General features: G+C 67.2%; 19 protein-coding genes and 1 pseudogene. 8 read left to right on the forward strand and 12 right to left on the reverse strand.

The features are described from left to right. From ABNT58_RS19495 to ABNT58_RS19505, 3 genes and pseudogenes are all read left to right on the forward strand, one after another. Positions 1-436: pseudogene (locus ABNT58_RS19495) on the forward strand (type III glutamate--ammonia ligase); the annotation flags it as partial. 410 nt (positions 437-846) lie between these two features. Continuing rightward, entirely contained in the window at positions 847-5,151 is a 4,305-nt protein-coding gene (locus ABNT58_RS19500; protein ID WP_348755083.1) for a hypothetical protein, read from the forward strand. Positions 5,152-5,497: 346 nt separating this feature from the next. Then, a complete protein-coding gene (locus ABNT58_RS19505) occupies positions 5,498-6,436 on the forward strand; it encodes a DMT family transporter (RefSeq protein WP_348755111.1) in 939 nt (312 codons plus the stop codon). Here ABNT58_RS19505 and ABNT58_RS19510 read toward each other — a convergent pair. Then, entirely contained in the window at positions 6,409-6,741 is a 333-nt protein-coding gene (locus ABNT58_RS19510; protein WP_348755084.1) for a hypothetical protein, read from the reverse strand. The two genes, ABNT58_RS19505 and ABNT58_RS19510, sit on opposite strands and share 28 nt — an antisense overlap. Next, positions 6,738-6,971, reverse strand: coding sequence for an addiction module protein (locus tag ABNT58_RS19515; protein WP_348755085.1), 234 nt, complete (start codon positions 6,969-6,971; stop codon positions 6,738-6,740). The genes ABNT58_RS19510 and ABNT58_RS19515 overlap by 4 nt, the downstream gene beginning before the upstream one ends. Positions 6,972-7,107: 136 nt before the next feature. Between ABNT58_RS19515 and ABNT58_RS19520 the strand changes: the two genes are divergently transcribed. Beyond that, positions 7,108-8,070, forward strand: coding sequence for a patatin-like phospholipase family protein (locus ABNT58_RS19520; protein ID WP_348755086.1), 963 nt, complete (start codon positions 7,108-7,110; stop codon positions 8,068-8,070). Here the strand turns inward: ABNT58_RS19520 and dusA are convergent. The 9 genes from dusA to rimP all read right to left on the reverse strand — a co-directional run bounded on the left by dusA (position 7,974) and on the right by rimP (position 19,137). Then, on the reverse strand, positions 7,974-9,005 hold the full coding sequence (gene dusA, locus ABNT58_RS19525) for a tRNA dihydrouridine(20/20a) synthase DusA (RefSeq protein ID WP_348755087.1): 1,032 nt from the start codon (positions 9,003-9,005) through the stop codon (positions 7,974-7,976). The genes ABNT58_RS19520 and dusA overlap by 97 nt on opposite strands. 8 nt (positions 9,006-9,013) lie before the next feature. After that, positions 9,014-9,898, reverse strand: a complete 885-nt coding sequence (locus ABNT58_RS19530) for an alpha/beta hydrolase (protein ID WP_348755088.1) — start codon at positions 9,896-9,898, stop codon at positions 9,014-9,016. Further along, the gene (locus ABNT58_RS19535; RefSeq protein WP_348755089.1) at positions 9,895-10,812 is read right to left on the reverse strand and encodes a DMT family transporter; all 918 of its coding nucleotides are present in this window, start codon (positions 10,810-10,812) and stop codon (positions 9,895-9,897) included. Before ABNT58_RS19535 ends, ABNT58_RS19530 begins: the two co-directional genes overlap by 4 nt. A gap of 10 nt (positions 10,813-10,822) precedes the next feature. Next, complete coding sequence (typA, locus tag ABNT58_RS19540; RefSeq protein ID WP_348755090.1) at positions 10,823-12,652, reverse strand: translational GTPase TypA; 1,830 nt, start codon at positions 12,650-12,652, stop codon at positions 10,823-10,825. Positions 12,653-12,663: 11 nt separating this feature from the next. After that, complete coding sequence (gene truB / locus ABNT58_RS19545; RefSeq protein ID WP_348755091.1) at positions 12,664-13,620, reverse strand: tRNA pseudouridine(55) synthase TruB; 957 nt, start codon at positions 13,618-13,620, stop codon at positions 12,664-12,666. Between the two features lie 2 nt (positions 13,621-13,622). Beyond that, the gene (rbfA, locus tag ABNT58_RS19550) at positions 13,623-13,985 is read right to left on the reverse strand and encodes a 30S ribosome-binding factor RbfA (protein WP_348755092.1); all 363 of its coding nucleotides are present in this window, start codon (positions 13,983-13,985) and stop codon (positions 13,623-13,625) included. Between the two features lie 79 nt (positions 13,986-14,064). After that, positions 14,065-16,968 carry a translation initiation factor IF-2 gene (gene infB / locus ABNT58_RS19555; RefSeq protein ID WP_348755093.1) on the reverse strand — a complete coding sequence of 968 codons (2,904 nt, stop codon included), beginning with the start codon at positions 16,966-16,968 and terminating at the stop codon, positions 14,065-14,067. 76 nt (positions 16,969-17,044) lie between these two features. Continuing rightward, positions 17,045-18,523, reverse strand: a complete 1,479-nt coding sequence (gene nusA / locus ABNT58_RS19560) for a transcription termination factor NusA (RefSeq protein WP_348755094.1) — start codon at positions 18,521-18,523, stop codon at positions 17,045-17,047. Next, positions 18,520-19,137 (reverse strand): ribosome maturation factor RimP, encoded by a 618-nt coding sequence (rimP, locus tag ABNT58_RS19565; protein WP_348755095.1) that lies wholly within the window; start codon positions 19,135-19,137, stop codon positions 18,520-18,522. The genes nusA and rimP overlap by 4 nt, the downstream gene beginning before the upstream one ends. A gap of 184 nt (positions 19,138-19,321) precedes the next feature. On the opposite strand from rimP, the gene fabI reads away from it, so the two are divergent. Then, a complete protein-coding gene (fabI, locus tag ABNT58_RS19570) occupies positions 19,322-20,119 on the forward strand; it encodes an enoyl-ACP reductase FabI (RefSeq protein ID WP_348755096.1) in 798 nt (265 codons plus the stop codon). A 118-nt stretch (positions 20,120-20,237) separates the two neighbouring features. Here the strand turns inward: fabI and ABNT58_RS19575 are convergent, their stop codons facing one another. Further along, entirely contained in the window at positions 20,238-21,143 is a 906-nt protein-coding gene (locus ABNT58_RS19575) for an SHOCT domain-containing protein (protein WP_348755097.1), read from the reverse strand. 295 nt (positions 21,144-21,438) lie between these two features. On the opposite strand from ABNT58_RS19575, the gene ABNT58_RS19580 reads away from it, so the two are divergent. The 3 genes from ABNT58_RS19580 (at position 21,439) to ugpC (ending at position 25,569) form a co-directional block, all read left to right on the forward strand. Then, on the forward strand, positions 21,439-22,695 hold the full coding sequence (locus tag ABNT58_RS19580; protein ID WP_348755098.1) for a carbohydrate porin: 1,257 nt from the start codon (positions 21,439-21,441) through the stop codon (positions 22,693-22,695). A 101-nt stretch (positions 22,696-22,796) separates the two neighbouring features. Further along, complete coding sequence (locus ABNT58_RS19585; protein WP_348755099.1) at positions 22,797-24,455, forward strand: alpha-glucosidase family protein; 1,659 nt, start codon at positions 22,797-22,799, stop codon at positions 24,453-24,455. 10 nt (positions 24,456-24,465) lie between these two features. Then, entirely contained in the window at positions 24,466-25,569 is a 1,104-nt protein-coding gene (gene ugpC, locus ABNT58_RS19590) for a sn-glycerol-3-phosphate ABC transporter ATP-binding protein UgpC (protein ID WP_348755100.1), read from the forward strand. The last annotated feature ends 7 nt before the right edge of the window (positions 25,570-25,576 follow it).

Genomic DNA, 25,576 nt, shown 5'->3' on the forward strand with positions numbered 1-25,576 from the left:
GGGCCCTTCGATCACCGGTACCACCTGGGCGCCAGCCTTCGTGGCCCAGGGCCCGAACAACCGCACGGCGCTGGTGCGCACCCTGCCCGGCCGCTTCGAATGGCGGCTGCCCGATGCCTCGGCCAACCCGTACCTGGCGCTGGCCACGATGATCGCCGCGGGCCTCGACGGTATCGAGCGCGAGATGACCCCGCCGCCGGCCTGCGAGCTGGACCTGTTCACGCTGCCGGCGGCGGACCGTGAGCGCCTGGGCATCACGGTGCTGCCGCAAAGCCTGGCCGAGGCGGTGGCCGCGCTGCAGGCCGACGCCGTGGTGCAGGCCGCGCTGGGCCCGGTGCTGGCGGGCGAGTTCATCGCCGCCAAGCAGGCCGAGTGGCTGGCCTATGCGCGCCATGTGAGTGACTGGGAGTGGACAAGGTACGCTTGCGCGTTCTGAAGTCTGCGGAGTACCTTCGCTCTTGACCGCTATCGGCGCTCTACATCACCCCTTCTGAAGCCAGTTGCGCGGTCATCGGCAGCGGCTTACCGGCAATGTGTCGGCCAAGCCCATCAGCGTGCTGACTAACCTGCGGGGCCAGCTGTCAGGGAACAAGTCTGGTCGGCCGCCCCGTCTGGCAAGCCTGCTGCTTGACCAGCTGGAATTCACAACCAGCTGGCCGAGCAGCTCGACATCTCCAACAACTTCGCTCAAAGGTGCCTCCGTGCACTTCCAAGCGGACGCCTGCCGAAGTAGTTTCACGGCCGCCGTCGCCCGATCTTGCGAGGCATCACCCCCATGCTCTCGCGTGGGCGCGATGGCTAAACTGCCTGACACAAAAAACCAGAAAAAATCCGGCGGAGGAACAGTTGGCCTACTACGATCTGAATCGGCGCTTCGTCGAGCGTGAGAACTACGATCAGGACGAGCTCATCGCCGCGCAACTGCGTGGCAAGCAAGTGGCGTGGGCTAAGGTGCTCGAGAACCGAAGTAGCGTCATCGTTGCAGCGGCGAACTTTGGCAAGACCACCGAGATGCGCCAACAAGCGGCGCGACTACGTGCGAGCGGCGAAACCGCCGTGTTCATCGCGCTGCGCCAACTCGCGGATCGCGGCAGTCTCGATAAGGCACTGACCGGCGGTGACCGCGACGCCTATCGCACGTGGAAGGCAGCGCCAGTCAGCCGCATCACGGTGTTTGTCGACTCATTGGATGAGGCGGCCGCTGTTGGTAAGGCAGAAAGCATCAGCCACCTTGTTGGGGACGTTGCTGACGAACTCGGCTGGCCCAACGAGTATGTCCGGTGGGTGATTTCGACTCGGCCGGCAGTCCTCACCGCAGGCGTCTTCGCAAAGCTCTCGGAGCTGCTTTCAAAGCCTGCGCCGAAGCCTATCGAGAGCTCTGGTGGACCGGGGTCTTTCGGTACGGGCGGCGCGACCAGCGTGGCACCGGCACCAGAGCCGGTGCCGGTTCACCTGTTCTCCATGGCCCATCTCGAAGATGATCAAGCTGCCGTGTACCTCACGGGGCGATACCCGGACCTGAATGCCGAACAACTGATTGAGATTGCCAGTGAGCGCGGCTTGGCGGGCTTCGTCCGCAGCCCGGGCGGCCTGGACATCCTTGCTCGTATCGACATGGTGGCCAATCCGCCGGATTCCCTGACCGAGGTGTTCGAGCGCGTTTTGAACGCCATCGGCACTCTGCGTGGCGCTGACCAGCGGCTCGTTGACGCCGGCAGCCCTGCGCCGGAGGTCCTGACCGGTGCGGCTCAGCGCCTGGCCTCAGCGTCGGCTGTGTGCCAGATGGTGAACATCGAAATGCCCGAGGCGACTCTGGCTATTCCTGAAACGGCCCTGTCAGCCAGGCTGATTGCGTCTCCGATGCTTCACGAGGCAGGCATCAAGGCGCTGTTGAGCTCCCAGCTCTTCATTGACGCCGGCTTTCACCAGGTCAAGGTCTATCCCGATGAGCTCACGCCGTTCCTCGCGGCCAAACGGCTCGCCGGCTTGGTGGCTTCGCCGGACCAGGCGGAGCGGCTCCTTGAGAACTTCACCTGGGCTGCGGCCAGCGGCGAGCAAGGCGTGCAGCGTGCCTTCTTGCCGATGTTGGGATGGCTCGCCACGCTGAACGCGCATTGCCGCGAGGTCATCCTGCAGAAGGACCCGCAGGCGTTGGCGTTCTTCGGTGACCTGCGCAATCCAGCCGTCCCGACCAAGGCGGCTCAGGACGCTTTGACGGAGAGCATCAAGCGCTTGGTGGAAAAGGGCGACCACATCGGCCGCACCATGTTCCGGCTGACGTCCGAGAACTTCTGGCAGGCGGGGCCCGACCGATTGGCTGGGACCATCGCGAGCCTTTACGACCGGTACCAGGACAACTACTGGGCGCGAGACGTCCTGCTCGACATTGCTACCGCGTGCAAGATCGAGCCTTTGCGGGCAAAGCTTCTCAAGCGTCACGGGTCCAAGTTTGACCTCGTCCTTTCGGACAGCAGTGACGTCGGCTACTTCCTTGCATTGCGTCGGCCTGCCGATCTTGCGGCTCTCGCCGCTGCTGCAGTGGCCAGCACCACAGTGCGCGAAGGCGTGGTCAGCCTCCTGTTGCGGGAGCTGGGATGGAGCTATTTCTCGCCCCGTGATGTCGCCGTGATGGTAGACAACCAGTTCCTGGCCGGGCCGCGCGGGTTCCAGCTTTCCTATTCCCTGGAGAAGGGACGCATGCTTTCCGAGGCAACGGATGGCCAGCTGTACCACCTGGCGCGCGGGCTCGTTGTGCGCATGGTGAAGAGAGAGGTGACGAACAAGCAGAATCGCGAGGATCAACAGTACGTCGACCTCGTGGCTAAGGTTCTCGAAGCCTTGGTAGTGCGCACGGTTGGCGCCCAGGCGGTCAAGGTCGCTCGCCTGTACCTCGTTGCGGCTCGGGACATCCACGACCGCTACCTGCAGAGCAGCGCAATCCAGGAGCTGAGGTCGGCGGTAGATGCGAATGCCGCTGTTCGCATCGCAGTGCTGCAGTCCACCCTGAAGAGGCAGCTCAGTGACGAAGACCTACTTCGAGCGGTTGTTGGTTTTCTTTGCCCTACTACGTACACGCCCGAGGACGTTGTTCAAGTGAACGACGCGCAGCTCACCCGCGTGTATTCAGAGTGGCAGGCTCAACACGCGCAGGCCATCGCACAGCAGCCCGTGCCTAAGCCAGTCAAGCCGAAGGCCGAGAAGCTCACCGTCGGCCCCAAAGCGAAGCGGCAGCTCACCGACCGCTTGAACGCACTGGCTGACGGGACGGATACCCCGGCGCTAGAGTGGATTGCCGGGTGGCTGCTTCAGACAAATCGCACGTCTCGGTACGGCGAGGTCGACTTCGAGGCCTTCGAGCAAGCCGCCGGAGCAAGGATTGCTGCCGCTGCCCGACAGGGCATGAGCCGACTCTGGCGCTACAAGGACCCGACCTTCAAGGAGGCCGAGCCGAACTCGAAGTTCCACATCACTGCAGCCGGCTTGCAGGGTCTCAAGCTTGAGCTTGGGGATGGGACGGCGCTTCCAGTTCTCACCGAGGCGGAAGTGCGGCGGGCCCTTCGTTACGCTCTCCTCGAAGTAAATGGCTATCCGAAGTGGTTCTGGCCTCTCGTCGAGGCATATCCGGCCGCCTCGGTTCCTGAGCTGGTTGCAATTGCGGGCGAGGCAGCGAACGGCGCTACATCCAGGAAGCATGCCGAAGACCTACTGGCATCCATTCCTGACGCACCTGCACGGGTCCAAGAAGCGCTCGCAGGCCTTGCATGGACACACCTTGCAACTGTGAATCCGTCGCGCGACTACGTGGTGAATCGCTTGCTGAAGGCCGCCCTCTCGGTGCCAGGCAAGGTCCCGCAAGATGACTTCGAGCGCCTGGCGCTGCAGAAGATGACGGCCGCTTACTGTTCGCCTCTGGCTGATTCAGTCGACGAGGCCCTGCGCGCGCAGCGCGAACATGCGCTGACCTGGGCCACCCGCTGGTTCATTCAGAGTCCGCTGCGGTGGCGCAATGCCGTCAGCGCTTGGGGCCCATTGGACCCGCTGGCCGTGAAGCGTTTCATCTTTGACCTCGCCGCTGCATTCGGTCGCGACCGCGAGGGCATCGCGGGGCGTATTGCCATGGGGAGCGACCATGGCATCTTGGCGCTTGAAGACCTGTACCTATGGACGAGGTGGGCGGTCGATCCGAAGTATGACGTGGACCGGCCGGAGGGCGTTTCCTACCACCCAGGCCCTCGCGACAGCGCAGAGCGGTTCCGCGGCGCAATCATCAGCGGAATCGCTGCAGCAACGTCGCAAGCAGCGTACAGCGCGCTGGAGCGGATCCGGTGGGCGCTACCCGCGGGTGACTTCACTATCGAGTACATCAAGAAAACGCAGTTCGAGCTTCGCGAGCGACAGCTCACTCGGGAGCCGCTGGCGCAAGTGAACTACCCGAAGTTCGAGGAGAACTTCCGTGGGGATGTCACCGATACGACTTCGTTCGCGATGGCCGTGCACGCTGACCTCCGCGCTGTTCAGTACGACGTCGAACGCGGCGAGCACAGCCTTCGCAGCTTCTTCAGTGAGCTCGACTTCACGCGAGCAAACAAGAAGGTAGAGGACGGCGAGAAGGCGGGCATGGCGCTGGAGGCGCACTTCCAGAAGCTCCTCGCCAGCGAACTGAACCATCATGCGCGCGCGCGGTACTCCGTGACCGTCGAGTCTCATACGGCCGAGTCGAAGCGCCGGGACATCCTGTGCAGCAAGAACGACTGGCGCGCGTCCATCGAGCTGAAGATGTCCGAGCGCTGGACATTGGACGACTACTTGGTCGCGTTGGAAAGGCAACTGGTTGGCCAGTACATGCGCCACCAAAAGGCGACCTCGGGCTTCCTGGTGCTGGTCTTGCAGACCAAGGGGCGCGAGTGGACTGACTCGAAGACAATGAAGAAGCTGAACTTCCAACAGGTCCTGGCGATCCTGACGGAAAAGGCGCAGGAGCTTGAGGCCAAGGACCGAACGCGCTACCTGCGCGTCATCGGTATTGATGCGACGACGCCTGACGACTTCCGAGCGGCCCCCAAGAAGACCCCGCCGAATAGGGGCGTGGCCGTCAAGAAGAGCCTGCCGAAGAAGGCTGCTCCGGTCAAAGCCGCGAAGAAGGAGCCATAACGCACGCCGGTGGCCGGCGCCTCTCTTGTACTTGGGGCAACGCTGAATAGGGTCTGCCTTGCGGGTTGATCGCAGCCAATGCACCGAAGGCCAAGGACCGAAGGAATCAGACGGTCAGGGGCATCGGGCATTTGGCGGACTTGGAGCGCATCGTTAACCGCATCAAGTCCAAGACGCACTCGCGGGTGGAGCCTGTGTTCGCAGTGGTCATTCGCCAGTTCGTCTTCCGCAAAGTCCGCCGTAACAGTCTGGCGAAGAACGCCACGCGAGCGGTCGTGGCGCTGGACTGCGAATGGACAAGGTACGCTAGCGCGTTTTGAAGCCCCCTGCCCCCGTTTTGACCGCCATCGCCACCCCGCACCGCCCCGTCTGGATCGCCTACACCTGCCTGGCCGCCAGCATGGCGCTGGTCGGCAGCTACGTCGGCTTGTCGAAGTTGCTGGTGGCGGTGCTGCCGGTGTTCCTGCTGGCCTGGCTGCGCTTCGGCATCGCCGCGGTGGCCATGGCGCACTGGGTGCGCCGCCAGCCGGGTGAAGCGCCGCTGTCGCCGCACGACCGCAAGCTGCTGTTCCTCGAATCCTTCCTCGGCAACTTCCTGTTTTCCATCTGCATGCTGTTCGGCGTGCGGCTGACCACCGCGCTGGCCGCGGGCGTGATCATGGCCGCCATCCCGGGCGTGGTGGCGGTGCTGTCGTGGCTGTTCCTCAAAGAGCGCATCACGCCGCGGGTGGTGGCCGGCATCGCCTGCGCGGTGCTGGGCATTGCGCTGGTGTCGCTGAGCAAGGCGCCCGACGGCGCGGCTGCCGGCTCGCTGCTGGGCAACCTGCTGCTGTGCGGTGCGGTGGTGTGTGAAGCCAGCTACGTGGTCATCGGCAAGCGGCTCACCGGCAACGTGTCGGCCAAGCGCATCAGCGCGCTGGTCAACCTGTGGGGGCTGGCGCTGGTCACCCCGCTGGGCATCTGGCAGGCGCTGAGCTTCGACTTCGGCAGCGTGGCGCCTTCGATGTGGGTGCTGCTGCTGTTCTACGCGCTGGCCGCCAGCATGTGGACGGTGTGGCTGTGGATGACCGGGCTGCGCCAGGTGCCCGCCTCGCGCGCCGGCGTGTTCACCGTGATGCTGCCCATCAGCGCGGCGGTGGTCGGCATCGTGTTCCTGGGCGAACGCTTCAGCCCGGCCCAGGCCGGTGCGTTTGCGCTGGCGCTGCTGGGCCTGGTGCTGGCCACTTGGCCGGGGCGCGGCAGCCAGGAGCGGGTGACTCAGCCGGCGGTCCCGCCCGGGGGCTGATGGGAAGCTGCAACCACGCGCGAGCGCCAATAGCCAGGTGTTCGGCGGAATGGCGCTATGGCCAGGATGACGATTTGATCATCCTGGCTGAGGTACATGATCGAAAACTTGAACTTCCCAGGAAAGACGCGCCGCGTACCAAATTTGTAGGGAAGACCAGCGTCAGCGAACTCGGCCGCCAGCGCCTCCGCCTTCTGCACGGCTTCGGCGAACCGTCGGCCCACAAGCGGACTGACGGACGTGAAGTAGGCAACCTCGTGGAGAAACTCTTCCCGACCCTCATCCAGGTAGAAAACGGCTTTCACCGCTGGTAGATCTTGCGCGCCTCGGCATGCACATCAGCCGCAGAAGACAGCCGGGCCGAACCAGATGCGACGGCATTGACGCGGCGGTGAATCTCCTTGTCCCACGCTGCCCCAAGTGGCTCGGTGGAGCCGTCGGGCAACGAAGCAAGCAAGAGGTCTGCAAGCCGAGCTCGATCTTCGGCCGATAGTGCAATGGCTTGACTGGTGACCTGCTCAAGAGGGGTGGGCATGGTGACTCCGATTCCGCTCGTGTTGAGTGTAGCCCCACCTCCCGCCTGAACTTGAGGCGCGCCATGCGCGCTTCTGGTGCATGGCCCGCCTGCTTATCGCGTGATCACCGCGCCGTGGTGCAGGCAAATTGCAGGCATGAAGCGAGAACCCGAGAGTCCGCCCCTGCGGCTGGTGCCGGTGCTGGCCGGTGGCGGCACGCGGCTGCCTGCGCACGTGGGTGTCCTCACGGCACTGCACCAGATGAACGTGGAACTGCCGCGCCTGGTGGGTGTGTCGGGCGGCAGCATCGTGGCGGCGCTGCATGCGGCCGGGTGGTCGCCGGAGCGCTTGCGCACACTGGCGCTGGACATCGAGTTCAGCCGGTTCAAGGGCTTCTCGCTCTACCAACTCTTCTTCCACGGCGGGCTGACCAGCGGAGACACCTTCGAGCGCTGGCTGGACGAGCTGCTGGGCGGCGTGTGCTTCAAGGACCTGCCGCTGGACCTGGCGGTGGTGGCCACCGACGTGCGCCGCAGCGAGCCGGTGGTGTTCGACCGCGAACACACGCCCGACTACAGGGTGGCACGCGCGGTGCGGCATTCGATGGGCATTCCGCTGCTGTTTGCCTTTCAGCCGCATGGCGACAAGCTGCTGGTGGACGGCAGCATCCTGAGCGAAGACGCGCTGCACCGCGACTGGGCCGGCGACAACACGCCGGTGTGCCTGTTCCGCCTGCGCAGTGAACGCGCGACCGAGGTGGACGACGCGCCGCGCCGCCGGCCGCTGTTTCCGCTGCCGGGCTACATCCTGATGCTGATCCGCACCTTCATGACGACGATCTCGCGCGAGTTCGTCAATGCCCGGCACTGGCCGCGCACCGTGGTGGTGGACGTGGGCCGGCATTCGCCGGTGAACTTCAAGCTCACCCGCGCCGACAAGGAAGACCTGTTCCAGCGCGGCCTGGCCACGGTGCTGGAAGTGCTGCCGATGAAGTTCCCGGAGCTGGCCGTGCGGCTGGCCGCTCAGGCACTCACGGCCGACCTGGAGATGGCCGCGCCGCTGCGCACCGCGGAGGCGCGCGCCGCCACCTCGGCCGGCGACATCGCCTTGAGCGAGTGATCGCTCCACACCTGGCGCCACTTGCGGGCGCCGGGCGTGCCGTTCCACAGGCCCAGCATGTGCCGCGCCACCTGCGGCCAGGCGCCGCCGCGGGCGATGTGGCGCTCCATGTAGGCCACCATCTGTGCTTCCACCGCCTCGCGCGTCAGGCCTTCGCGGCTGGTGTCGCCGAAGAACCGCGCGTCCCAGTCGGCCATGGTCCAGGGCTCGTGGTACGGCTGGCGGCCCAGCATCACGCCGTCCACCTGGGCCAGGTGGGTGGCGATCTCTTCGTGGGTTTTCACGCCGCCATTGAGCACGATGGTCAGCTGCGGAAAGTCGCGCTTGAGCTGGTACACATGCTCGTAGCGCAGCGGCGGAATCTCGCGGTTTTCCTTCGGGCTCAGGCCCTGCAGCCAGGCATTGCGCGCATGCACGATGAACACGTCGCAGCCACCCTCGGCCACGGTGCCGACGAAGTCGCGCACGAAGTCGTAGCTCTCGGTCTGGTCGATGCCGATGCGGTGCTTGACCGTCACCGGCAGATCCACCGCCGCGCGCATCGCCGCCACGCAGTCGCGCACCAGCGTGGGCTCGGCCATCAGGCAGGCGCCGAAAGCACCGCGCTGCACCCGCTCGCTCGGGCAGCCGCAGTTCAGGTTGATCTCGTCGTAGCCCCACTGCGCGCCCAGCTTCGCGGCCTTGGCCAGGTCTTCGGGCTCGCTGCCGCCGAGCTGCAGCGCCACCGGATGCTCTTCGTCGTTGAAGTCGAGGTGCCGCGGCACGTCGCCGAACAGCAGCGCGCCGGTGGTCACCATCTCGCTGTACACGCGTGTGTGGCGGGTGATCTGCCGGTGCAGCAGGCGGCAGTGGCGGTCGGTCCAGTCCATGCACGGCGCCACGTTCAGGCGCCAGGGCGAAAAGGCCGCGGGGTTCGGGGTGGCGTCGGCAGTCATGGTGGGTGTCAGGCGCGCGCGGCGTTGGTGGCGATGCCTTGCGCCAGGCGGGGCAGCAGTTCGGCCGGCAGGTCGTGGCCCATGCCGTCGATCAGGTCGAGCGTGGCGCCCGGCAGGTGGCGCAGCAGGTCGCGCGCCGCGGCGGCCGGCAGCAAGGGGTCGGCCGCACCGTGGATGATGTGCACCGGCTGCTGCACCGCTTGCAGGCGACGGCTGCGGTCGCCATCGGCCAGCACCGCCACCATCTGGCGGGCCACGCCGGCAGGCCGGTAAGCGCGGTCGATGGAGGCGCTGACCTGCGCGCGCAGCGCTGCGGCCGGCGCCGGGTAGGCCGGGCTGCCGATCAACCGGAACAGGTTTTCGGCGCGGGCGATCAAGGCCTCACGGTCACGCCGGCTGGGCGGCTTGCTCATCATGGCCTTTTGTACCGCCCAAGTGGGCCGCGGCAGGTGGCGGGCGCCCGTGGTGGTCATCACCAGCGTCACGCTCTTGCAGCGCTGCGGCTGCTGCCAGGCCATGTGCTGGGCGATCATGCCGCCCATGGAGGCGCCGCACACATGCGCGGCAGGCACTTCCAGCGCATCCAGCACCGCCCAGGCGTCCTTCGCCATGTCGTCCAGCGTGTAGGCGGTGGGCACCGGCAGGCGCAGCATGTGGCGCGTGGCGGCCCAGCCGATGTGGGGCACGCCCAGGTGGTCGAAGCCGTCGGACAGGCCGGCGTCGCGGTTGTCCATGCGGATGACGCGAAAGCCCTGCGCCACCAGCGCATCGACCAGCGGCTGCGGCCAGCCGACCAGCTGCATGCCCAGGCCCATCACCAGCAACAGCGGCATGCCCGTGGCCGGGCCCTGCACGTCGACCTCGATGCCCAGGCCGTTGGCGTGCAGCTTCATGCCGCCGCCTTGGCCGCGGTGGCCGGCCGGCGCAGCGCGATGGCCTCGTTGGCCACCAGCGCGGCCAGCACCAAGCCGCCGCCGCCCAGCACCGCGGGCGTGGGTGACTCGGTGGTGCCCAGCCAGGTCCAGGCCACGCCGAAGATGATTTCGAGCAGGCCCAGCAGCGCTGCCTCGGGCGCGCGCAGCACCTTGCCGGCGGCCACCGCCAGCACGCAGGGAATGGCCAGCTGCACCACGCCCAGCATGGTCAGCCAGCCGACGTCGCTGGCCGAAGCCTGGAACGGCAAGGACAAGGGCAGCGTGAGCAGCGACGACAGCACTGCGCCGATCAGCACCGCCGGCGTCATGTCGGCCGGTGCCTGGCCGCTGACCGCCCCGCGGGCATTGAGCTGCAGCAGCGTCCACATCGTGGCGCCGGCGATCGGCACGCTCAGCGCCACCAGCGTGCCCACCGCATCGCGCGGGCTGCCGCCGCCCACCTGCGAGCCGTACATCCAGGCCACGCCGATGCCGGCCACCACGATGGCGGCCCAGGCGCGGCCCGGCAGCCGCTGGCCCAGCAGCGCGCGCGAGATAAGCGCGGTGAAGAGGGGCGCCAGCGACATCGTGATGAGCACGTTGGCCACGGTGGTGAGCGTGAGCGCCACCATGAAGGAGGTGAACATCACCGTCCAGCACAGGCCCGACAGCCACAGCACCCGGCCGCCCTGCCGCAGCTCGCGGCCCAGCTGGGCAAAGCCGCGCTGCCAGCCCAGCAGCAGCGTCAGCGCCACTGCATTGGCGGCGCTGCGCCAGAAGGTCAGCTCGAAGCTGCCTGCGGTGTCGAGGTGGCGCGTGACCACCCCGGCGATGCTCCACAGCAGCGTGACCAGCAGCATCGTGGCCACGGCCCGACGGTGCGTCACGACCACTGCCTCAGGCTCAGTTGGACTCGCGGGCCGCGCGCTTGCGCTCGTGCTCGCTCAGGTGGCGCTTGCGCAGGCGGATGCTCTTGGGCGTGATCTCGACCAGCTCGTCGTCGTCGATGAAGTCGACGCCGTATTCCAGCGTCAGGTCGATCGGCGGCGTGATCTTGATCGCGTCTTCCTTGCCGCTGACACGGAAGTTGGTCAGCTGCTTGGTGCGGGTGGCGTTGACCACCAGGTCGTTGTCGCGGCTGTGGATGCCGACGATCATGCCTTCGTACACCGGGTCGTTCGGCTTGACGAACATGCGGCCGCGGTCGTCCAGCTTGCCCAGCGCGTAGGTGAAGATCTCACCGTCGTCCATCGAGATCAGCACGCCGTTCTTGCGGCCGCCGATCTCGCCCTTGTGGGCTTCGTAGCCGTCGAAGATCGACGAGATCAGGCCCGAGCCGCGGGTCAGGTTCATGAACTCGTTCGAGAAGCCGATCAGGCCCCGGGCCGGAATGCGGTACTCCAGGCGCACGCGGCCATGGCCGTCCGGCTCCATGTTGATCATCTCGCCCTTGCGCAGGCCCAGCGCCTGCATCACGCCGCCCTGGTGGGTTTCTTCCACGTCGGCGGTGACCAGCTCCATCGGCTCGCACTTGACGCCATCGATGTCCTTGAACATCACGCGCGGCTTGGAGACGGCCAGCTCGTAGCCTTCGCGGCGCATGTTCTCCAGCAGGATGGTCAGGTGCAGTTCGCCGCGGCCGCACACTTCGAAGATGCCGTCTTCGTCGGTCTCGGTCACGCGCAGCGCCACGTTGTGCTGCAGTTCCTTCTGCAGGCGATCCCAGATCTGGCGGCTGGTGACGAACTTGCCTTCACGGCCCGCCAGCGGCGAGGTGTTGACGCAGAAGTTCATCGTCAGCGTCGGCTCGTCCACCTTGAGCATCGGCAGCGGCGCGGGGTTCAGCGGATCGGTCACGGTCACGCCGATGCCGATCTCCTCGATGCCGTTGATCAGCACGATTTCGCCGGGGCCGGCTTCGCTCACCTGCACGCGGTCCAGGCCCTGGAAGGTCAGCACCTGGTTGATGCGGCCGTTGACCGACTTGCCGTCCGGGCCTTCCATCACCGCCACCTGCATGCCGGGCTTGATGGTGCCCTGGCTGATGCGGCCCACGCCGATGCGGCCGACGAAGCTGTTGTAGTCGAGGGCCGAGATCTGCAGCTGCAGCGGCGCCGAAGCGTCGCCCTGCTGCGGCGGCACGTGCTTGAGCACGGTGTTGAACAGGGCCGACATGTCGGGGCCCCACTGCTCGCCCGGCGCGCCCTCTTCCAGCGACGACCAGCCGTTGATGCCCGAGGCGTACACCACCGGGAAGTCCAGCTGCTCGTCGTTGGCGCCCAGCTTGTCGAACAGGTCGAAGGCGGCGTTGATCACCGCGTCGGGCTTGGCGCCCGGCTTGTCCACCTTGTTGACGACGACGATGGGCTTGAGGCCCAGCGCCAGCGCCTTCTTGGTGACGAAGCGGGTCTGCGGCATCGGGCCTTCCTGCGCGTCGATCAGCAGCACCACGCCGTCCACCATGGACAGCGCACGCTCCACCTCGCCGCCGAAGTCCGCGTGGCCCGGGGTGTCGACGATGTTGATGTGGGTGCCTTCCCAGCTCACGGCGCAGTTCTTGGCCAGGATGGTGATGCCCCGTTCACGTTCGATGGCGTTGTTGTCCATCACGGTGTCGACGACCTTCTCGTGTTCGGCGAAGGTGCCGCTCTGGCGGAGCAGCTGGTCGACCATGGTGGTCTTGCCATGGTCGACGTGGGCGATGATGGCGATGTTGCGGATCTGCTTGGTCATGGAACGTTCTTTCAGGAAATCAGGCCCTGCACCTCGACGGGACTGAGCAGGCGGTCGGCGATCAATTCACCCGACGCGATGTGTGCGCTGCCGAGAAACGCACTCGGCTGCGGGCCGTACACGCGCACGGCTGGCGCATCGGCCAGTCGCACGCGCCGTCGCAGGCCGGTGAGGAAACGACCGGCTTCGTCTTCCGGCAAGGCCACGCGGGGCCAGTCGGACAACAGCCAGTCGACGGGCTTCAGCAGCGCTTCGCGGGCCGCCTCGTCGAGCGCCGCGAGTTGTTCAAGCGTGACGGCATCGGCCACCCGCAGCGGACCGCTGCCGGTGCGCCGCAGGGCCGCCAGATGGGCACCACAGCCCAGCGCCTGGCCGATGTCCTCGGCCAGGGTGCGGATGTAGGTGCCCTTGCTGCAACGCACGTCGATCACGAGCGTCGCAGCCTGCCATTCGATGATGTCGATGTGGTGAATCACCACCTGCCGCGGTGCACGTTCCACCTCGATGCCGGCGCGCGCGTACTCGTACAGCGCCTTGCCGTCGCGCTTGAGCGCCGAATGCATCGGCGGCACCTGCGAGATGGGGCCGGTGAAACGGGCGCAGGCGGCCTCGATCGCGGCGCGGTCCACCTGCACCGGCTGCTCCTGCAGCAATTCGCCCTCGGCGTCGCCGGTGGTGGTGGTGCGGCCCAGCGCCAGCGTGGCGCGGTAGGTCTTGTCGGCTTCCAGGCTCACCTGGCTGAACTTGGTGGCCGCGCCGAAGCACAGCGGCAGCAGCCCGGTGGCCAGCGGATCGAGCGTGCCGGTGTGGCCGGCCTTCTCGGCACGCAGCAGCCGCTTGGCCCTTTGCAGCGCGTCGTTGCTCGACAGGCCGAGCGGCTTGTCGAGCAACAACACGCCATGCAGCGGCCGGCGCTGGATGCGCTGGCGCGGCGGGCGCGGTGCGGCCTGGGGTACTGCGTCCTGCACGGTCAGTCCTTGGCCTGCTGCGAATTGGCCTGGCGGATCAGCGCATTCAGCTCGGCCGCGCGCTCGGTGGTGCGGTCGAACTGGAAGTGCAGCGTGGGCACGGTGTGGATCTGCAGCCGCTTGAACAGGCCATTGCGGATGAAGCCGGCGGCCTCGTTCAGCGCGGCCTGGCATTCCTCGGGCTGGCCCACCAGCAGCGAAAAGCGCACCGTGGCATGGGCGTAGTCGGGCGTGATGTCCACGCCGGTGACGGTGACCATGCCCACGCGCGGGTCCTTCAGGTCGCGGATCAGCTCCGACACATCACGCTGGATCTGGTCGGCGATCCGCAGGCTGCGGTTGGGTATCGCTTTCTTGTGTCGCATGGGGTTGTCCTATCGGCCCTAGAAGCACGAACCCCGCCACCTTGCGGGCGGCGGGGTTCGGGGAAAGAGCCCGCCGTGCTTACAGCGTGCGTGCCACTTCCTTGATCTCGAAGAATTCGAGCTGGTCGCCTTCGGCGATGTCGTTGTAGTTCTTCAGCTTCACGCCGCACTCGAAGCCTTCCTTGACTTCGCGCACGTCGTCCTTCATCCGCTTGACCGAATCGACTTCGCCCGTGTAGATGACCACGTTGTCGCGCAGCAGGCGGAAGCGCGCGTCGCGGCGCACCACACCGGCCGTGATCATGCAGCCGGCCACCGTGCCGATCTTCGAGGCCACGAACACCGTGCGGATCTCGGCGGTGCCGATGACTTCCTCGCGCTGTTCCGGCGCCAGCATGCCGCTCATCGCCGCCTTCATCTCGTCGACCGCGTCGTAGATGATGTTGTAGTAGCGCAGGTCGACGCCGTTGTTCTCGGCCAGCTTGCGGGCGCCCGCATCGGCACGCACGTTGAAGCCGATGATCACTGCCTTGGAGGCGATGGCCAGGTTGACGTCGTTCTCGCTGATGCCACCCACGGCCGCGTGCACGATCTGCACCTTGACCTCGGCGGTGCTGAGCTTGACCAGCGACTGCGCCAGCGCTTCCTGCGAACCCTGCACGTCGGCCTTGACGATCAGCGCCAGCGTCTGCGCCTGGCCTTCGCCCATGTTCTCGAACATGTTCTCGAGCTTGGCGGCCTGCTGCTTGTTCAGCTTCACGTCGCGGTAGCGGCCCTGGCGGAAGGTGGCGATTTCACGGGCGCGGCGTTCGTCGCTCAGCACCATGAAGTCGTCGCCGGCCTGCGGCACTTCGGTCAGGCCCTGGATCTCGACCGGGATCGAGGGACCGGCTTCCTGGGTGTTCTTGCCGTCTTCGTCCAGCATGGCGCGCACGCGGCCATAGCTGGAGCCGGCCAGCACCACGTCGCCGCGCTTGAGCGTGCCCGACTGCACCAGCACCGTGGCCACCGGGCCGCGGCCCTTGTCCAGCTGGGCTTCGATCACGATGCCCTTGGCCAGCGCTTCCTTCGGCGCCTTCAGCTCCAGCACTTCGGCCTGCAGCAGCACCTGCTCCAGCAGGTCGTCGATGCCCTGGCCGGTCTTGGCCGAGACGGGCACGAACGGCGAATCGCCGCCGAACTCTTCCGGCACCACTTCTTCGGCCACCAGCTCGCTCTTGACCCGCTCCAGGTTGGCGTCGGGCTTGTCGATCTTGTTGACCGCCACCACCAGCGGCACGCCGGCCGCCTTGGCGTGGTGGATGGCTTCCTTGGTCTGGGGCATCACGCCGTCGTCAGCCGCCACCACCAGGATGACGATGTCGGTGGCCTTGGCACCACGGGCACGCATGGCCGTGAAGGCCGCGTGGCCCGGGGTGTCCAGGAAGGTGATCATGCCGCGCGGCGTCTCGACGTGATAAGCGCCGATGTGCTGCGTGATGCCGCCGGCTTCGCCCGCGGCCACACGGCTGCGGCGGATGTAGTCCAGCAGCGAGGTCTTGCCGTGGTCGACGTGACCCATGACGGTGACCACCGGGGCGCGCGGCAGCGTTTCGCTGTCGCTCGCGGCGTGTTCTTCTTCCAGGAAGGCTTCCGGGTCGTCCAGCTTGGCCGCCAGCGCCTTGTGGCCCATTTCCTCGACGAGGATCATGGCCGTTTCCTGGTCCAGCTGCTGGTTGATGGTGACCATCTGGCCCAGCTTCATCAGCTGCTTGATCACCTCGGCGGCCTTGACCGACATCTTGTGCGCCAGATCGGCCACCGAGATGGTCTCAGGCACGTGCACTTCCTGCTGCACGAACTCGCTCGGCGGCGTGAAGGTGGAACCACCGCCGTCGTTGCGGTCGCGGCCACCGCGGCCACGCGGCGCACGCCAGCCCGGACGGCCCGCGGCGGCACCGTCGGTGCGGCCCTTGGGCGCGGCACCGCGCTTCTTGGCGTCGTCGGCCCAGCTGGACGAGAGCTTCTCGGACTTGACCGACTTCTTCTCGCCGGGCTTGGCGGCCGTGGCGGCACCCGCGGGCGCCGGAGCGCCCGGCTTGGCGGCCGGCTTGTGGATGGTGCCCTTGATGGCGTTGTCGGCCGTGGCGGCCGGCTTGGGCGGCTCTTCCGGCTTCTTGGCGATGAGCACCTTCTTGGGCGCATTCATCATCGCGCGGATGGCGGCAGCCTCGGCCTCGGCGGCGCGGCGGCGCTTTTCGAGGTCGAGCAGGCGCTGCTTCTCGGCGGCGTCGGTGTCGGCGGCCTTGACCACGCGCAGGCCCGGCTTGGGCGCATCGGCGGGCTTGGCGGCCGCGGGTGCGGCAGCGGCCACCGGTGCGGCAGGGGCCGGCGCCGGTGCAGCAGCAGGCGCCGGTGCGGGCTTGGCCGCAGCAGCCTTGGCGGCCACGGCGGCGGCCTCTTCGGCGGCCTTGGCGGCAGCGGCTTCGGCAGCCGCCTTTTCCGCCGCCTCGCGGGCACGGGCTTCGGCGGCTTCGCGCTCCGCGCGTTCCTGCTCTTCACGCAGGCGGCGCTTTTCGGCCAGCTCTTCTTCCTGGCGACGCAGCAGCTCAGCCTGTTGCTGGGCTTCTTCTTCGCGGCGCTGCAGCTCCAGCGCCTCGTCGGCGGCCGAAGGCGCACCCGCCTCGTCGCCGCCCGGGGCGTCGTCGCGCTTGATGAAGGTGCGCTTCTTGCGCACTTCCACCTGGATGGTGCGGGCCTTGCCGGTGGAATCGGCCTGCTTGATCTCGCTGGTGCTCTTGCGCGTCAGCGTGATCTTCTTGCGATCGCCACCGGTGTTGCCGTGGCTGGTGCGCAGGAAGCCGAGCAGACGTTCCTTGTCGGCGTCGGTGAGCTGGTCGTCGGTGGAGACTTTGCGCACCCCGGCGGACTGCAGCTGCTCGAGCAGCGTCGCGGCCGGGCGGTTGAGCTCGGCGGCAAATTGGGCGACGGTGGTCACTGCCATTGTGAAGATCCTTGGAAAACGGGGGCGCTGGTGGCGTACTGGCTATGGGCGATCAATCGGTGTCCGTGCGTGAGGGTCAGGCGGTGAACCAGTGTTCGCGCGCCTTCATGATCAGCGCCTTGGCCTGATCGGCATCCATACCGGTGATCTCGGTGAGTTCATCGACGGCGAGGTCGGCGAGGTCGTCGCGGGTGTGGACCCCACCCCCCGCCAGCTTGGCGATGAGGTCGGGGTTCAGGCCTTCGAGGTCGCGCAGATCCTGCGACACCTCTTCGACACTTTCCTCGCGGGCGATCTCCATCGTCAGCAGCGCATCCTTGGCACGGGTGCGCAGCTCGGTGACGGTGTCCTCGTCGAAGCTCTCGATCTCGAGCATCTCCTGCATGGGCACGTACGCCACTTCTTCCAGGCTGGTGAAGCCTTCGGCGATCAGGATCTCCGCCACCTCTTCGTCGACGTCGAGCTTCTCGACGAAGAGCTTGCGGATCACGTCGCTTTCGGCCGCCTGCTTGGCCTGCGATTCTTCGGCGGTCATGATGTTGATGCGCCAGCCTGTCAATTCAGACGCCAGGCGCACGTTCTGGCCGCCACGGCCGATGGAGATGGCGAGGTTCTCCTCGTCCACCACCACGTCCATCGCATGCGGCTCTTCGTTCACCACGATCGACTGCACGTTGGCCGGGGCCAGCGCGCCGATCACGAACTGGGCCGGGTCTTCCGACCACAGCACGATGTCCACGCGCTCGCCGGCCAGCTCGTTGGTGACCGCATTGACCCGCGAACCCCGCACGCCGACACAGGTGCCGATCGGGTCGACGCGCTTGTCGTGCGACACGACGGCAATCTTGGCGCGCGAACCCGGGTCACGGGCGCAGCTCTTGATCTCGAGCAGGCCCTGCTCGATCTCGGGCACCTCTTGCGCGAACAGCTCGATCATGAAGCCGGGCGCGCTGCGCGACAGCATGATCTGCGGACCGCGCACGGTGGGATCGACGCCGGCGATGAAGGCCCGCACACGGTCGCCGGTGCGCAGGTTTTCCTTGGGGATCATCTCGCTGCGCTTGAGGCGGCCTTCCACCCGGCCGCTCTCGACGATGATGTCGCCCTTGTCCAGCCGCTTGACGGTGCCCACGAAGATCTTCTCGCCACGGGCGAGGAAATCGTTGAGCAGCTGCTCACGCTCGGCGTCGCGGATCTTCTGCAGGATGACCTGCTTGGCCGCTTGCGCACCGATGCGGCCGATGGGCACCGACTCGATGGGCTCTTCGATGTGGTCGTCCACCTCGATGTCGCCGATCTGTTCCTTGGCTTCAAAGAACAGGATCTCGGCATCGGGGATCTGCAGGCCGGCTTCGTCCGGCACCACGTGCCAGCGGCGGAAGGTCTCGTACTCGCCCGTTTCGCGGTCGATCTGAACGCGGATGTCCACTTCGCCGCCGTGCAGCTTCTTGGTGGCCGACGCCAGGGCTGCCTCGACGGCGCCGAACACGACGTCGCGCTCCACGCTTTTCTCGCGTGAGATCGCATCGACCAGCATCAACAGTTCGCGGTTCATTCTTCTGGACCTCCATGCACCTCTGGCTGCGCAGGAGCAGCCGGGCGACCTTTGAAATTGACGACGGGCACCAGCCGCGCCTCGCGCACTTCGTCGAGCGCGAAGTCGAGCGCAGGCTGCGTGGGCGCCTCACCCGCATCGGCCTTGGCCGACTTGCCGGACTTGGTGGACTTCGCCGTGGCCTTGCCACCGGCGCGCACCGGTGCCCCGGCGTTGTCGTCCAGCAGCAGCCGCCACCCACCGTCGCGCGGCAACAGGATGCCGCGATACTTTTTGCGCCCCTGGAAAGGCAGTTTCAACGTGAGGTCGATCGCCTCGCCGGCAAAACGCTCGTAGTCGGCCGATTTTTTCAAAGGCCGATCGAGCCCCGGCGACGAAACTTCCAGCCGTGCGTATTCGACGTTCTCAACTTCGAGCAGATACTGCAATTGCCGCGTCACGGCTTCGCAGTCCTCCACCGTCACGAATTCGCTGGCGCCCAGGCCTTCGGGGTACGCATGGCCGGGCACCCGGTCGATCGTGACGCGCAGGAGTCCACCCCCCGTGCGTTCGAGGTCGACCAGGTCGTAACCCAGCCCAGTGACGGTACGTTCGACGGCAGACTGCCAGGTCATCTAAGAAAGCGTTCGAGCAAAAAAAAAGGGCAGGAACAGAATCCGCCCGGTTGGGAGCACACGGTGTTTCCAGGGAAATGCGGATTGTACTGCGCCTGGGTACCTACGCCAAGACCCCGGGTACTGAAGAACAGTGGACATGCCAGAATCACGCCCCTTTCCTGACCTGAGCTACGGAGACACCATGGGTTTTCTCGCCGGCAAGCGGCTGCTGATCACGGGCGTGCTGTCCAACCGTTCCATCGCCTACGGCATCGCGCGGGCCTGCCACCGTGAAGGGGCCGAACTTGCTTTCAGCTACGTCGGCGAGCGTTTCAAGGACCGCATCACCGAACTGGCCAGCCATTTCGGCTCGTCGCTGATCTTCGATTGCGACGTGGGCAGCGACGAGCAGATCGAGCGTCTGTTCGCCGACCTGCGCACGGCCTGGCCCGAAGGCCTGGACGGCCTGGTGCACGCCATCGGCTTTGCGCCGCGCGAGGCGATAGCGGGCGACTTCCTCGAAGGCCTGAGCCGCGAAGCCTTCCGCATCGCGCACGACATCTCTTCGTACAGCTTCCCGGCGCTGGCCAAGGCTGCCGCCGGCCAGTTGCGGCCGAACGCCGCGCTGCTGACGCTGAGCTACCTGGGCGCCGAGCGGGCCGTGCCCAACTACAACACCATGGGCCTGGCCAAGGCCTCGCTGGAAGCCAGCGTGCGCTACCTGGCCGCCGGCCTGGGCCCCAAGGGCTACCGCGTCAACGGCATCTCGGCCGGCCCCATCAAGACGCTGGCGGCCAGCGGCATCAAGGGCTTCGGCAAGATGCTGGAGGTGGTGGAGCAGAACGCCCCGCTGCGCCGCAACGTCACCATCGACGACGTGGGCAACGTGGCGGCCTTCCTGCTGTCCGACCTGGCCGCCGGCGTGACCGGCGAGATCACCTACGTGGACGGCGGCTTCAGCCGCGTGATGAGCGGCGTGCCCGAGAGCCCCGCCAGCTGAGTCAGCCCCCAAGCTCGCTGCGCTCGCTGCCCCCGGGCCCTTGTGAAAGGGGCCTTCGGACCCCGGGGGCGCGCAGTCCCTTGGAACGGCCCGGCGGGACTGCCATCCCCGCAGCGGCTCACAGCGCCTGCAGGATCTCCTTGCGCTTGGCCTGGTACTCCTCTTCGGTGATCAGGTTCTGGTCGCGCAGACGCTTGAGCGAGCGCAGGCGCTGTTCCTGCTCGTCATAGAAGCGCGCATCGCGTGAAGCGGCTGCCGGTGCCGGCGGCGTGGCCGCGGGTGCGGCCGCCGGTGCAGCTGCACGTGCAGGCGCTGCCGCCGCTGCCGGCGCCACTGCGCCTGCCGGGGCCGGTGCGGCCGCCGGCATCGCTGCCCTGGGCGCCAGCGCAAAGGCCAGCCAGTCGGCCCGGGTCGAGGTGGCATCGGGGCTGCTCAGCCGCGCATGGCCGGCGGCATTGCGGCTGCCGAACTTGAAGGTGGGCAGGATGCGCGCGCCGCGGTACTCGTTGTAGAAGTCGAGCCGCGCATCGTTGACGATCAACTGCAGCGCCCCACCCTGCACGAAGATGCGCGCCGTCAGGCCGTAGGGCGTGCCCAGCAGCCCGCCCTCGCGGCGCGAGGTGCTCAGCAGCAGCAGGTCGTCCTGCGGCGTGGCCACGGCCAGCGCATCGGCAATCACCTGCGGCAGCGACGACGACTCGTCGGCACCGAACAGCGGCTCGCGGCTGTTGCCGCGCATGAAGGCCACGCCCTGCAGCCAGTTGCGGATCTGAGCCGCCGGCACCGCCTGCGGATGCTCGTTGGCCGGCGCACCGGCTTCCCGCGGCTGCAGGTTCAGCTCGGTGAATTCGCCCAGCAGCCATTGCCGCCGGCCTGGGGTGCTGCCCGGCGTTGCGCCGTCGGTCGAGCTGGCGCTCTTGCCGAACAAGGTGTCCAGCACGCCGGCCTGCGCGGGCGCGGTGGCGGCCAGCGCGGCCGCAGCCAGGGCCAGGGCGGCCAGGCCGCGGGGGTGGAAAGTCGTCATGCCAAGGTCTCCCAGCGGGTCTGCGACGGTCTTGGCCGTGCAGCCATGTTCCAAAAGTACATAACTACAACGCATGGTGCGCTACGTAGTCAAGCTACATCTGCAGCTCGTGCGCGCGGAGCGTAGTCGCTTGCAAAGGCCCACCAGCACCGGGTTTACCCGTGTAACTGTCTTGTAATGGCCTGAGTACTTTCCCCGGTGACTCTGTGTAGTTTTGCTACGTACAGTCGCGCCGTCGGCTGAAAAGCACAGCCATGTAGTGTGGCTACACACGTCCACCCGAGGAGAGAGAGCGATGAAGATGCGTATGAAATGGGTCGCAGCAGCGGCCGCGTCCGTGGCTGCGATGGGCGCCGTGAGCCCCGTCTCGGCCCAGGGCCTGGAGTACAAGGGCTATGTCCGCACGGGCACCGGCGGCTCCACCGAAGGCGGCAAGCAGGTGTGCTTCGGCCTGCCGGGCGCAGGCGCCAAATACCGCCTGGGCAACGAGTGCGAAACCTATGCCGAGAGCCAATTCACCCTGCCGTTCACCAAGAGCGATGGCGTGTGGGCCAAGTACAACCTGATGCTGGCGCTGGTCGAGAACAACGCCGCTTCGGACTACGAAAGCTCCAAGGGCGACAAGTTCGACCTGGCCAGCCGCCAGAACTACTTCGAAGCGGGCGGCTTCTTCGGCCCTGGCGCCCTGGAAAAGGCCAGCATCTGGATCGGCAAGCGGTACTACAACCGCCATGACGTCCACATCAACGACTACTACTACTGGAACAACAGCGGCCTGGGCGGCGGCATCGAGGACATCGCGGTCGGCAGCGCCAAGATGGCTTTCTCGTACCACAGCAAGGGCGACGACACGCTGGTGACGGACACCGTCAACGGCATCAACACCAGCCGCTTCTCGGCACGCCTGTATGACCTGCCGGTGAACCCGGGCGGCACGATCGAATTCGAAGCCGTGGCCATCAAGGGCACCAGCGCGGGCAACAAGAACCGAGGCGAAGGCAGCGGCTTCCTGTTTTTTGCCGAGCACAAGCAGACCGGCATCCTGGACGGCTACAACAAGCTGTCGTTGGTGCTGGGCAAGGACGCCGGCGCCGGCGACTCCAGTGTCAACAACTACCGCGACGCCACCGACGACATCAAGGGCTCGAGCTGGCGCGTGGTCGACCAGCTGTACATCGCCCCCAATGGCTCGCCCTGGTCGGCGTTGGCCACGGCCGGCTTCTCGCGCGTCAAGCTGGACAACCAGCCGAAGACGACCTGGTTCACCGCCGGCATCCGCCCGCAGTACCAGATCAACAACTACTTCAGCATCGCGACCGAACTGGGCTACGACCGCGTGAAGACCGACGGCAAGGACACCGCCCACCTGACCAAGCTGACGGTGGCGCCGCAAGTGGCCCTGGCGCCCGGCTTCTGGTCGCGCCCGGTGTTCCGCACCTTCGTCACCTACGCCAAGTGGAACGACGCGGCCAACGGCGCCGGCACCAACGGCGTGTTCGGCTCCAAGAACGACGGCCTGACCTACGGCATCCAGGTCGAAGCCTGGTGGTGATCCACCACCGCGGGGCCTGACCCAGGCACCGCGGTACCCTGGCCGCAGCCGCCGCCACCCCTGGCGGCTGCGTGCCTTCCGATCCCTTGCCTGCCGAACCGATGAGCCTGATTTCCTCCGGCCCGCAGCGCCCCTGGTGGCGCGGCGGGGTCATCTACCAGATCTACCCCCGCAGCTTCGCCGACCATGACGGTGACGGCGTCGGCGACCTGCCAGGCATCATCGATCGGCTGCCCTACATCGCCGAGCTGGGCGTGGACGCGGTCTGGATCTCGCCGTTCTTCCGCTCGCCGATGAAGGACTTCGGCTACGACATCAGCGACTACCGCGACGTCGACCCGATGTTCGGCACGCTGGCCGACTTCGACCGCCTGGTGGCGCAAGCCCATGCGCTGGGCCTGAAGGTGGTGATCGACCAGGTGCTGTCGCACACCTCCGACGAATCGGCCTGGTTCAAGGAAAGCCGCGCCAGCCGCGACAACGCGAAGGCCGACTGGTACGTGTGGGCCGACCCGCGCCCCGATGGCACCCCGCCCAACAACTGGCTGAGCGTGTTCGGTGGCTCGGCCTGGCAGTGGGACGCCCGGCGCCGGCAGTATTTCCTGCACAACTTCCTGGCCAGCCAGCCCGACCTGAATTTCCATTGCGAAGCCGTGCAGCAGCAGCTGCTGGACGACGTGCGCTTCTGGCTGCAGCGCGGCGTGGACGGCTTCCGTTTCGACGCCTGCAACTTCCACTTCCACGACCCGCTGCTGCGCGACAACCCGCCGGCCCTGGTGCGCGACACCAAGTCGGTGCAGGAGAGCAACCCCTACGGCATGCAGCGCCACCTGTACGACAAGACGCAGCCGGAGAACCTGCGTTTCCTGGAGCGGCTGCGCGCGCTGCTGAATGAACACGGCGCCACCAGCCTGGGCGAAGTGGGCTGCGACACCACGCTGGCCACCATGGCGGCCTATACCGCCGGCGGCAACAAGCTGCACATGGCCTATGGCTTCAATCTGCTCACCACCGACAGCAGCGCCGGCTACATCCGCAGCCAGGTCAGCGAGCTGGAACAGGCGCTGAGCGACGGCTGGCCCTGCTGGTCGGTCGGCAACCACGACGTGATGCGCGTGCGCAGCCGCTGGGGCGGCCCCGACGCGCCGCCGCACTACAACAAGCTGGCCATGGCCGTGCTGCTGAGCCTGCGCGGCAGCGCCTGCTGGTACCAGGGCGACGAGCTGGGCCTGCCCGAGGCCGACGTGCCCTACGAGCAGCTGCGCGACCCTTATGGCCTGGCCTTCTGGCCCGAGTTCAAGGGCCGCGACGGCTGCCGCACGCCCATGCCCTGGGCGCATGCGCTGCCCGATGCCGGCTTCAGCCGCGTGCCGGGGTCAGCGCCCTGGCTGCCGGTGCCGCCCGAACATGCGGCGCTGGCGGTGGACGTGAACCATGACGACCCCGACTCGGTGCTGAACTTCGCGCGCCGCTTCCTGGCCTGGCGCAAGCAGCAGCCTGCGTTGCTGGACGGCGAGATGCGCTTCCTGGACGCGCCCGAGCCGGTGCTGGCCATCGAGCGCCGCAGCGCCGAAGGCGGCCAGCGCGTGCTGGCGGTCTTCAATCTGGGCGGCGAGCCGGTGACCGTGTCGCTGCCCGAGGCGCCTGCCGGCCGGCCACTGGCCGGGCACGGTTTTGGCCCCGCGCAGACCGGTGCGCGCGAAGGCGCCACCTTCCACCTGCCCGCCTGGGGCGCCTGCTTCCAAACCCTGCTGGACTAGACCGAAGCCGATGGCCAATCTGCAACTCAAGGGCCTGCGCAAGTCCTACGGCGACGTGGAGACGCTGCACGGCATCGACCTCGACATCCCCGATGGCGAATTCACCGTCTTCGTCGGGCCTTCCGGTTGCGGCAAGTCGACCATGCTGCGCTGCATCGCCGGGCTGGAAGACATCACCGCCGGCGACCTCTTCATCGGCGGCGAGCGCGTGAACGACGTGCCGCCGGCGCGCCGCGGCATCGCGATGGTGTTCCAGAGCTATGCGCTCTACCCGCACATGACGGTGGCCGAGAACATGGGCTTCGGCCTGCGGCTGGCCGGCTTCAGCAAGCAGCAGGAGCAGGAAGCCGTGGCCCGCGCCGCGCAGATCCTGCAGATCGAGCACCTGCTGGAGCGCAAGCCCAAGGCCTTGTCGGGCGGCCAGCGCCAGCGCGTGGCCATCGGCCGCGCCATCGTGCGCAAGCCGGGCGTGTTCCTGTTCGACGAGCCGCTGTCCAACCTGGATGCGGCGCTGCGGGTGCAGATGCGGGTGGAGCTGGCACGGCTGCACCGCGAGCTCAAGACCACGATGATCTACGTGACCCACGACCAGGTGGAGGCGATGACGCTGGCCCACCGCATCGTGGTGTTCAACGCCGGCCGCATCGAGCAGGTTGGCCGGCCGATGGACCTGTACCACCGGCCCGCCAACCTGTTCGTGGCCGGCTTCATCGGCTCGCCGAAGATGAACTTCGTGCAGGCCACGCTGGCCGCGACCGATGCCAGCGGCGCCCAGGTGCGCCTGGCCGACGGCACGCTGCTGCAGGTGGCGGCCGATGCCCGCGCCTTGCCCGCCGGCAGCCCGCTCACCCTGGGCCTGCGGCCCGAGCACCTGGGCGCCCAGCCCTCCGGCGACGCCCTGCCCGCCAATGCGCTGCGCGGCAGCGTGCAGGCGGCCGAGCACCTGGGCGACAGCACCTACTTCCACCTCGACGTGCCCGGCGCCGCGCAAGCGGTGGTGGTGCGCGCCGACCCCGAGAACCCGCTGGCCGCCGGTGACACCGCGCTGCTGGCCGTGCCGCCGCAACGCGCACACCTGTTCGACGCCAACGGCCAGGCCCTGCCGCGCGCCTGACCCGGGC

Origin of the sequence: uncultured Aquincola sp., from assembly GCF_964001545.1 — a bacterium.
Classification (GTDB): domain Bacteria; phylum Pseudomonadota; class Gammaproteobacteria; order Burkholderiales; family Burkholderiaceae_C; genus Aquincola.